11 protein-coding genes and 1 pseudogene are annotated in these 9,337 nt (G+C 69.1%); 8 read left to right on the top strand and 4 right to left on the bottom strand.

Annotated elements, in window-relative coordinates; all coding sequences use genetic code 11:
• From ACZ3X1_RS36255 to ACZ3X1_RS36230, 6 genes and pseudogenes are all read left to right on the top strand, one after another.
• Positions 1-688, top strand: a 688-nt coding sequence (locus ACZ3X1_RS36255; RefSeq protein ID WP_467283671.1) for an ATP-binding protein, incomplete at its 5' end; no start/stop codon positions are given.
• Between the two features lie 47 nt (positions 689-735).
• Positions 736-882 (top strand): hypothetical protein, encoded by a 147-nt coding sequence (locus tag ACZ3X1_RS36250; protein WP_467283669.1) that lies wholly within the window; start codon positions 736-738, stop codon positions 880-882.
• 208 nt (positions 883-1,090) lie between these two features.
• Entirely contained in the window at positions 1,091-1,630 is a 540-nt protein-coding gene (locus ACZ3X1_RS36245; protein WP_467283666.1) for a hypothetical protein, read from the top strand.
• A gap of 326 nt (positions 1,631-1,956) precedes the next feature.
• Positions 1,957-2,391, top strand: a complete 435-nt coding sequence (locus tag ACZ3X1_RS36240; protein WP_467283664.1) for a hypothetical protein — start codon at positions 1,957-1,959, stop codon at positions 2,389-2,391.
• Positions 2,392-2,583: 192 nt separating this feature from the next.
• Positions 2,584-3,406 (top strand): annotated as a pseudogene (locus ACZ3X1_RS36235) (DEAD/DEAH box helicase); the annotation flags it as partial.
• Between the two features lie 436 nt (positions 3,407-3,842).
• On the top strand, positions 3,843-5,168 hold the full coding sequence (locus ACZ3X1_RS36230) for a competence protein CoiA family protein (protein ID WP_390080507.1): 1,326 nt from the start codon (positions 3,843-3,845) through the stop codon (positions 5,166-5,168).
• A gap of 109 nt (positions 5,169-5,277) precedes the next feature.
• On the opposite strand, the gene ACZ3X1_RS36225 is transcribed toward ACZ3X1_RS36230, so the two are convergent.
• A complete protein-coding gene (locus ACZ3X1_RS36225; RefSeq protein WP_467283661.1) occupies positions 5,278-6,120 on the bottom strand; it encodes an alpha/beta fold hydrolase in 843 nt (280 codons plus the stop codon).
• Positions 6,121-6,497: 377 nt separating this feature from the next.
• Positions 6,498-6,968, bottom strand: a complete 471-nt coding sequence (locus tag ACZ3X1_RS36220; protein WP_390080503.1) for an Lrp/AsnC family transcriptional regulator — start codon at positions 6,966-6,968, stop codon at positions 6,498-6,500.
• 94 nt (positions 6,969-7,062) lie between these two features.
• Between ACZ3X1_RS36220 and ACZ3X1_RS36215 the strand changes: the two genes are divergently transcribed.
• Together ACZ3X1_RS36215 and ACZ3X1_RS36210 are read left to right on the top strand one after the other, a co-directional pair.
• Positions 7,063-7,938: a TIGR03619 family F420-dependent LLM class oxidoreductase gene (locus ACZ3X1_RS36215; RefSeq protein ID WP_467283658.1), complete on the top strand. Its 876-nt coding sequence runs from the start codon at positions 7,063-7,065 to the stop codon at positions 7,936-7,938.
• Positions 7,935-8,363 (top strand): nucleoside deaminase, encoded by a 429-nt coding sequence (locus ACZ3X1_RS36210; protein WP_467283655.1) that lies wholly within the window; start codon positions 7,935-7,937, stop codon positions 8,361-8,363. Before ACZ3X1_RS36215 ends, ACZ3X1_RS36210 begins: the two co-directional genes overlap by 4 nt.
• Before the next feature lie 100 nt (positions 8,364-8,463).
• Here ACZ3X1_RS36210 and ACZ3X1_RS36205 read toward each other — a convergent pair whose 3' ends face one another.
• Positions 8,464-8,649, bottom strand: coding sequence for a hypothetical protein (locus ACZ3X1_RS36205; protein ID WP_467283653.1), 186 nt, complete (start codon positions 8,647-8,649; stop codon positions 8,464-8,466).
• A gap of 272 nt (positions 8,650-8,921) precedes the next feature.
• The gene (locus tag ACZ3X1_RS36200; RefSeq protein WP_351290515.1) at positions 8,922-9,326 is read right to left on the bottom strand and encodes a hypothetical protein; all 405 of its coding nucleotides are present in this window, start codon (positions 9,324-9,326) and stop codon (positions 8,922-8,924) included.
• Between the last annotated feature and the right edge of the window lie 11 nt (positions 9,327-9,337).

The raw sequence follows: 9,337 nt of genomic DNA, 5'->3' as shown, positions 1-9,337 counted from the left end.
GTACGCCCTGTCGATGCAAGGCCCCGTCGCTGGAGGCCAGCCCTCCACCGCAGATGCCCGCTGGGTGGGGCTCATGCGCAACACCGTGACTGATCGACTCCGACACAAAGGACTGGATGACCTGCTGGAGCCCGTCCGGCTCATCGTGAGCGAGCTGGTGACGAACGCAATCCGGCACGGCAGTCACTCCGTGGCCCTGTCCCTCCTCTCCTCCCCCTCCGAGCTGCAGCTCTGCGTCCGCGACGGCGGCCACGGCCACAGCGCCGAGGCAGGCGTACCTGACCACAAGACAGAGAGCGGGCGCGGCCTCTGGCTCGTCGATCAGTTCGTGGCCGATCTGGGCGGTACCTGGGGCTACGCGCTCGACAGCCGGACCGCCTGGTGCGTCCTGCCGCTCACCGGCCTCGCCCGTTCCGAACAGGCCGCCCCTCACTCCCATTTTCGTGCTTCTGGAGGAGATCCCGTGTCCGAGACCGACCCGCACGACTTACGCGAACAGACGAACGCTCCCCTCCCCGACCGTCTGGCCGGTGGTCAGGCCTGGCAGCGCGCTGTGGCCGGTCTGCCGCTGCCCGAGTTCGAGGCCGCAGCCCTGAATCCGGACGAGCGCCGGACTCCTGAGGAGGCACGGGCCCGTTGGTCCGGACTCAGCCGTCGACGGGTGGGCCGCAGCGCGCCGGACGCCTGATGTGGGTCAGGGCGCGCCCCAGCCGCTTAAGGCCCGCCGGCCGCCGGTTGCCGCGCCTTCGCGACGCGGTCCGCCACCCCGTCGGCGTCCTGGAACGCAGCGGTGTCTCCCCCTGGCTGGCAGCCGTCATCCTGACGTTCGCGGCGGCGGTCATCGGGTGGCTGACTCTCACGTACTTCCTCTACTTGTCCTGAACGGCCGTCTCCCGGAACGTGTGCCCCCCCCCGTTCCGGGAGACGGCTCCCACGGGCCCTGCCGCTCCCCGCGTACCGCGCTGCTGCCGTCGCGCGATGACTGGGCAATCGAGCGGGCAGGGTGCCGCGCCCCGAACGGGAGCGCCCCGGCCGCCCCGGACTTCGGCGCAGCCGGCCACCCCTTGCCACCACCGACGAACGGAACAGCATGACCCCGACGAGCCGGCCGACACGGAACAAGCTCTCCAATTGCCCGACGACATGCTCGAACTGGTGCTCGGACTGGTCCTGGCTGGCTGCCCACGGTGACGCCCTCCCCACCGACAACGGCGGCAGAGCGGCTTCGGAGTTCCTCTCCCGCTTGGAAGGCGTCCGTGCTGAGGCCTTTCGGGAGGCCTACGACAGGATCCGCGGCGCCGGGCGGATGCCGACGATCGTCCGCTACGTCTGCGTCCCGGCGCAGCATGCCGACGCGCAGTTCGAGGCCCTGGAGTGCACCGCGGCGTCGCGGCACTGGCTGGTGCGGGACGAGTGGTGCAAGGACGTTCCCGATTCCGCCTGGCCGCTTGCGGACCGGCCGGGCTGGCAGTTGGCCATGCGGGTGCTGCGGGAGGGCTACGCGGACGGTGTGATGGCGCCCCGGTACGAGCAGGTAAGCAGCGGCCTGACGGAGTACGAAGAGGTGCTCGGCCAGCTGCACGAGGGCGGCTGGTTCCTGGGGCTGGCCATTCCGGAGCGCGGCTGGTGAACGAACTCGTGAGCTGGCGGGCGTGGGGCTTCTCCACGGTGATGGTCCTGATGTGGTTGGGCGTTTTCGCCATGCATGTGCTGGCGACGGAACGAAGCGGAGACGATGGTGGAGCACAGCAGAGCAGCGGCACCGGCTGGACTGCCGGCGCGCAGGCGGCCGACCGAGGCGATGTGCCGAGGACTTGCAGAGCGCCCGGCCCCCACCGGCGCGGAGTCGTCTGCCGCTGCGGACCCCGACGGCCTCTCCACGTCTGACGCGGCGGCGTAGAGCAGCACCGGTGCGGTCGTGACTGAGGGCTCCACGGCCAGGGGTGGGGGTGCCCGGTGAGCCGCAGGCTGACGCCGCCCGACCCCGGGTTCCTCCCCGAGATCCTCGTCGACACCGACTTCACCACCAAGTCGCATCAGCCGGTCCTGACCCTGTTCCATCCCCTCTGCCATGCCGACAGCAGCGTCGAGACCGCGATGCAGGCCATCGCGTTCCACCTCCGGCTCGACACCGGCTATGGCTTCCCGCGGACCGGCGAGCACGTCTACGACATCCGCGACCACTGGGCGCTGGACTACGGGCACCCGCGCAAGGTCCTGCAGTTCCACCCCTGGGCCAATGTGCTCTGGTGCACCGTCGTACGCGGTCACGGTGGCGCCCTGGTGGCCGTCAGCCTCGAACACGAACCCCGCCCCGAGCCCGCACGCATCCTGACCGGCCGGCTCGCTCTCCGGCGGCAGGCACCGCGCGCGTGGGAGCGGGCATGGTGACACCGCACCCGCCGGGCGAAGAGACGGAGGGCATCCTGCCCTGGGAGAGCGGCCCACAGACTTCTGGGACCGCCCCGACGGCAACTGGGGAGACCCGCCGAGCTCCGAGGCGGTCCTGGACGCCCGCCGTCACGCGAACTCCTGCTACCGGCTGGGAACCTTCGGTCTTCGGCAACGACGCCTTGGACTACATACAACCTGCGTACGGTCATGACCTTCCCCCAGAAAGTCGAGGAAACGGCCGCGTTCGCGGACAAGCTGCCCGAGACGGCCACCGAGCTGTACATCACCGACGCCTCCGACGCCGATCTCGCGGCCGCGAAGAAGCTCCTTGCGTCGTTGATCGAGCCGAGTTGTACGAGCTGGGGGCCGGCCGCCACGTCCCGCCGGACCGGGTCTGGTCGGCGTGGCTGTGCGGCGACAACCTCGTCACCCAGCGACGCGAAGTCCTGCGCCAGTTCGCGAACGACATCGACGGGGCCGGGCGCCGGGTCCACCGCGCCTTCCTCGCCTCAGTCCGCGTCCTCGGGGAAAGCGTCGACATCACCGGCGAACGGGGAGTCGAGGCGATCTGTTTCGCCGACACCCGCGGCTCCCAGGTCGAGATCGTCCAGAACGTCGGCCGCGCTCCGCCTCAACAAGGACGGCTCCACGAAGATCGCCCGGATCACCGTGCCGGTCTTCCTGGAGCCGGACGAGGACCCCACCGACATGGTCGCCAGCGCCAGTTTCCGCCCTCTTGTAGCGGTCCTCCAGGGCCTGCGCAGTCACGATGACCGCCTCGTCGAGCAGCTGGCCTCCCGCGCCCTGACGAGTGGGAAGCACAAGGTCCATTGTCCGGCGCGACGAGAACGGGCAGATCGTCGGGGCCGGCGGGGAGGGCGAGATAAGGAGGACGACACTGACGCGGCCGGCAGAGTCGGCGCTGCTGCACTTCTCCAGCCCCCGCGACGCTGCCACGATCGCCGCGTTCCTGCGTACCCCTGTCTACCGGCCGGAGTCCCTGGTCTGGCTGCCCCGGCGGAGTTCGCGCCGGACCTCACCCTGGCCGCCGAGTTCGATGAAACCGCGGTGCAACACATCCGCACAGCCTGACCTCGAGGTCACGGCGTGAGCCTGACGCACGAGACCCCGGGGTCCGCTGACCGTGCCCCATCCGTCGAAGAAATCGGACAATGTCCGGCGCTGCTGCTGCTCGCGAACGATCTGCTGCGCGAGGACGTCGCGGCTTCCACCTCCCACTGCACAGGGCGGCGGGGGTCGAAGCCGTAGCGGCGTGCGAAGGCCGGCCACCTCGGGTCGCCACGTTTGCGCTCGGTCGCCGGGAGCCCGTACGCGCGTACCTGCCTCTGTCCAGCCGTCAGTGATGCGTCGTACCGTGGAAACGCGGCCTTCTTCGCATTGCTACCGGGTGGGGGACATCTGTGGCGAATGGCGTTTGGCATTCCGGATTGGGCGAGATTCTCGAACTAGACAAGGACGACCTCGGCCTCGCGAGAGCGGGCATCAGCGCGCCCGACGTGATCACGGAGCTGCTTCTGCCGGTGGCTGAGCGGGACCGGGAGCTGCTCGTCTGTGTGGAGAGCAGCAAAGGGCAGCGCTGCAAGGCAGAGCTCAGCGGAGTGAAGAGCCCCTTCATGTACGTGCGCAAGCACCGAGGTCCCGATGGCGCTCTCCGGCTGCGCGCGGCACACCTTCCGACCGTCCATGAGATGACGGCCGAGGAGAGTGACCGGCACAAGGCCATGAAGGACTTCCTGGCCCGTACCGCACAGGCGGCTGGTCTCGAATTCCGTGTGGAGAAGTCCACCAAGCTGCGGTCCTCGCGTCCCGACGTGACCATCGTCGGGGCCGGCGGTCTGGATCTGGGCTGTGAGGCGCAGTACTACAACGCCAGCGCCGGCAGTGTGCTGCGCCGGTCCAAGGCCCACGCCGCGGCTGGGCTCAACCCGAACTGGATCACTCACGACGACACGTTCCACCTGGTCGACCGGTCCAACTGGATGCTGACCAACCAGGTCACCTGGCGGGAGATCAGCCACGCCGCCGACCTGGCCCTGGTCGGCGGATACCGCGTCCTCGCCGAATGGCACTGCGTCGCCGCCGCCCAACGTCCCTGCCCGGACGGCAAGGTCAAGACAGGGTGCGGCAAGGTACACCTGCAGTGGGACACTCCCCGCCGCATGGACGATGAAGCCTCCGGGTGGACCAGCTTCGACGGCGACGTCGCCAGTGTCACCGTCGGCCGCACCCTGATCGGTGCCGCCATCGGTCACATCGCACCCCTCTTCGTGCCCTCCCGCAAAGACGCCCGCGCGGGCAGCCACCTGTGGGTCCCCCGAAAGGACCGAAACAAGTGGGCCGACTACCGCAGCGTGGACAGCCCTGACCTCACCGAAGCCGAAATGCTGGACGACGAGATCCACTACTCGGGCAGGGAAGCGGACACAACGTGCCGATTCGGGGAGGACACCTGGAAACCCAGCGCCGCCCTGAAGCCGCGCGGCCTCGCCGGCGTGGAACTCGCCATTACGATCGCCAAGCTGATCCCATCGCCAAGGGTGGAGCTGGCGCCCAGCCCACAAGCTCACGACGATGCCCCCGTACCTGTGACCAGCACAGGATTGCAGGCCGCTTCTCCCCTGCACCAAGGTGCGTGCGAGACCGGAAACCCGAGGTGCGGTCAGCCCGCCCGCTTCTACCCAGCCGGATGGCGATGCGACCCCCACCGCCCCCAGAGCTTCTGGGTACCCACCTCGACCGCTGAAGAGGCGTAGGGCGAAGGCTCGTTTCTGCGGTGAATCCGGCTGCCCGCACGGGTGAGTTGTCCGCTGATGGCCGGTCGGGGCGGGCGGCGGGCCTGCTAGACCCGCCTGCTGTCCGGGTTCAAGGGCTGAGTCGAGCCACCTGCTCCAGTTCGTCCGCGAGCAGTGCCGGGTCGCGGGGGCCGATGTGCGGAGCCGCCAGCGACCGTACGCGGAAGGGGTTGCCCGGGGTGATCTCGTCAGCCTCCCGGATCATCAGGTCCTGGAGCGCTGGTGGGAGCGTACGGTCCTTGGTGAACCGCACGAACGTGCGCGGGATGCGGCCCCACTTGTATGGCAGGCCTCGGCCGTCGCAGGCCCCGATCGCGGCCGACTCGTCCGGTTCGAGGATGTTGAGCATCGTCCGGACCTCGGTGTCGGAGTAGTCGGCGGCCATTGCCTCCTTGGCGAGCTGGAAGAACGCCGGGTCGTTGCTCCGCCAGTTGACCCGGGTGACACCCAGCTCCGGCGGGGTCGGAACGGGAGTCATCGTGAATATGTAGCTCGTGGCTGCCTCTGGGGTTGCCATCAGCTCGCTTACCGAGGCCCGTTTCGCCGGGCACAGGGCCGAGACGTATACCAGGTGGGAGATCAGGTCGGGTACGAGGTCGGCCACCGCGTTCAGGGTGACGCCGCCCAGGCTCTGGCCGGCCAGGACCACCGGGCCGTTGCCGTGCGCCCACCGCACCACCGAGGCCACGTGTGCGGCGCAGTCAGCCAGGGTCGTCCCGGCGATGGGGGAAGGCTCTGTGCGCAGCGGCTCCAGGTCCTGCGGCGCCTGGTACGAGTGCGGGAAGTACGCGCCGGGGCCGTGGCCGGGCAGGTCGACCGCGACCGCCCGCTGCCCGCGCATACCGAGTTCTGCCACCACGGGGGACCATCCGTACGCGTTGCTGCCCGAGCCGTGGACCAGGACGAAAGTCACCGGGGTTTCACCCGAGCCAGTTAAGTTACTGATGAGTAAACCATACGGGTCTGCGGCTGGAGTCGGCAGTATCTGGTGCACGGACATCAGCGTCGGCCTGGGCGACCGGCGCAGTGAACACCCCTGTTCCAGGTGTCGCCACCGGCCACCCTTTCGCTATCCGATCTGGAAGTAACGGGCCAATCCGCGGGCGGGGTTCGAGAAGGTTCTTCCGGCGATCAGCGCCGAGTACGCGAGCAAGTTCTAGACGCAGGCCCGCGACGTGGCCGCGCTCGCCGCCGAGATCGCTCCCCTCGCCCTGTGACAGCGGATGAGGGCCAGTTGATCGGGCGCCGGCCGGGCCCGGCGATGGGGTAACCTCCGCGCAACGTCAGCGCCTACTGGGCGGTGCTACCTCGAGGCACCCCCGGGCCGCGCAAGGGGAGCGTACGGCTGAGGACGAGGTTGGTGGTGGTGCTCCCGAACTCGGCCAGCTCGTCGACGATCGCCTCCAAGTGGCCCATCGACGTGGCCGCCACCTTCATGACGTAGCAGTCGTCTCCGGTGGTGCGCAGGCACTCCAGGATCTCCGGGCGCTCCTCCAGCAGTCGGCGCAGCGGCTGGTGCCGGGTTCCCGGCCCCGGGTACTTGAGCCGGACCACCGCCATCACGGGGTAACCGGTCCGCTCCGGGTTCACCTCCGCACGGTACCCCGTGATCACCTCGGCCTCCTCGAGTCGGCGCACCCGCTCCTTGGTCGCCGACGCGCTCAGGTTCACCCGTCGTGCCAGCTCGGTGAACGGGATCCGGCCGTCCCGTTGGACTTCTGTGAGGATCGCCCAGTCCGTCACGTCGAGACTCTCCGTCATACGCCGATTCTACCGGCGGATCCACGGCTGAACCGCCTCTGAACAGGCGGGAACCCCTTCATTCGACCCGTACACCCTGCCTAGGGTTTGGCCTATGAAGATCGGAGTGAACGTCCCCAATTTCGGTCCGGGCACTGACCCCGGAGTGTTGCGAAGCTGGGCCCACACCGTGGAGGACCTGGGCTTCGACCTGCTGATGATCTCGGATCACATAGCCATTACGCCGGATGTCGCCGAGCGCTACCCGGCACCCTTCTACGAGCCCTTCACCACCTTGTCCTGGCTGGCCGGCCTCACCACCCGTATCCGGCTCGGCACGACAGTCCTCATCGCTCCCTACCGGTACCCGCTTCTCACCGCTCGAATGGCGGCCAATCTGAATGAGCTGAGCGGCGGCCGGCTGGTCCTCGGCATGGGAGTGGGTTGGGCGCGGCAGGAGTTCACCGCCCTCGGCATCCCGTTCTCACAGCGCGGATGGCTGACCGACAGCCACCTGCGGGACATCCGGGCCGCCTGGAAGGACACCGCCGCATACGGAGACCGCCGGATCCCGGTGTGGGTCGGCGGCAACAGCGACGCGGGGCTGCGCCGGGCCGTACGACTCGCAGACGCATGGCATCCGCTGCGCCCCACCCTGCCGTGGCTGCGCGAAGCCGCAGGCAGGCTGCAGACGTACGCGGACGAGCAACACCTGCCTTTGCCCGCCCTGGCTCCCCGCATCGCCCTGCGACTCACCAAGGAACCGGTCGACGGAGCGGGACGGCTCGCCGGTGAGGGCACCATCGACCAGATCATGGACGACCTCGACCAACTGCGACTGCTGGGCGCCAAGTCCGTCGTCCTCGACACCTACCAGGGCGACCCCGACGCGACATGTCACCCGCAGGCGGCCTGGCAGGCCCTCGCCACCGTGGCCGCGCACCTTCTCCCGCCCAACACCCCACCCCGCACCATGAGGGAGCAGTCATGACCACGCCCGACGACCACACCTTCCTCCGCCAGGCCATCTCTCTCGCGGCCAAGGCACGCGCGAGCGGCAACCCGCCTTTTGGTTCTCTGCTGGCAGGACCGAACGGGACGATCCTGGCCGAGGAGCACAACACCACCCTCACCGACAATGACGTCACTGCACACCCGGAACTCAAATTGGCGAGATGGGCCGCAAGAGAACTCGACGCTCAGGCGGCGGCAGGCACCACCATGTACACCAGCTGCCAGCCTTGCGGGATGTGCGAGGCCGTCATCCACTGGGCAGGACTGCGGCGAGTGGTGTTCGCCCTGTCCAACGAACAGCTCCTGGACATCAGGCCTGGCAGCAGCCGACCGCCCGTGCCACAGGACGGCCCCGCGCTGCTCGACGAGGTACGGGCCGCGGTCGAGCCCTACTACCGCTGACCGCCGGACCCAGGGCAGAGCGCGCACACCAGCGAACGCACCTACCGGTCTGCCGTCGGCGCGGCCGATGTGTTTCGGTTGGCGCTGAGATTGATCATGGTCAGGGTGTGAGTGCGCTGACCCGATTCTCGTACTCGCGGCGGGCCTTGCGCTGGGCCGGAACAGCGGGGACGCCCTGCCTGCCGTCGAGCGGCTGGGAGGCGTCCGCGAGGCTGGAGCGGGGTGGGTCGGCGTACCGGCAGCTCGTCGACGTCGGCCAGGCCACGATCGCCCGCGCGTTGGACACAGCGCGCCACGCCCTGCCGGAGGGGCCGTAGCGGACCGCGGTCCGGCACGCCCTGGACGATCTGATGGACCGGCACCTGCTGCCGCTGACGCACCGGCGATCGCCGGTGCGCAGCTCGACACTGAGATCGAGGCGTAGTGGAGGGGCAACAGCCGCGCACCCGGACGGCACGGGCGACCGCCTCTACCGGGTCGGTGAGGCTCGGTAGACAACGGCGACCGGACTCTGAACTCCTCGGCACATACCCCGGCCTAGCCGGACGGGGCCCAGGACTACTCGTCGATGTTCAGGCGGGCGATGTCTGCGGCGTACGCGGCGGTGCGGACCGCCGCGGTACCCGACACGAACAGGCCGGCACCTCCGATGGCAAAGGGGAGAGAGAGCAGCAGGCCGGCGGTGATCGGGCCCCAGTCGCGCGCGCCGTCGCAGGTGTCGCCCTCGTCCACGAGGTATGACTCGCGGAGGTATCCGGTCTCGTGGAAGGCGCGGGACTTGCACTCGACAGCACCGCGGTGGCCGTCGACGCTGAAGGGGAACACGAGCAAGTACCCCAGCCACAGCCAGATGAGTACGGCCACGGCCATCAGACCACGGCCCCAGCCCTGTTCGCGCAGCCCCCGCACCCGAAACTCCGTGTCGTACACCTGGGCCGATGAGTTCATAGGGGTGACGTTCATACGGGTGAATC

It is taken from the genome of Streptomyces sp. NPDC023541 (genome assembly GCF_055559995.1).
The sequence above is the reverse complement of the archived record's forward strand: the minus strand, read 5'-3'. Positions and strand labels throughout refer to the sequence as shown.

Bases quoted from the DNA above. Each gene is read 5' to 3' on its own strand.
- ACZ3X1_RS36245 (WP_467283666.1), top strand. From the start codon at position 1,091: ATGACCCCGACGAGCCGGCCGACACGGAACAAGCTCTCCAATTGCCCG.
- ACZ3X1_RS36215 (WP_467283658.1), top strand. From the start codon at position 7,063: ATGAAGATCGGAGTGAACGTCCCCAATTTCGGTCCGGGCACTGACCCC.
- ACZ3X1_RS36220 (WP_390080503.1), bottom strand. From the start codon at position 6,968: ATGACGGAGAGTCTCGACGTGACGGACTGGGCGATCCTCACAGAAGTC.
- ACZ3X1_RS36210 (WP_467283655.1), top strand. From the start codon at position 7,935: ATGACCACGCCCGACGACCACACCTTCCTCCGCCAGGCCATCTCTCTC.
- ACZ3X1_RS36200 (WP_351290515.1), bottom strand. From the start codon at position 9,326: ATGAACGTCACCCCTATGAACTCATCGGCCCAGGTGTACGACACGGAG.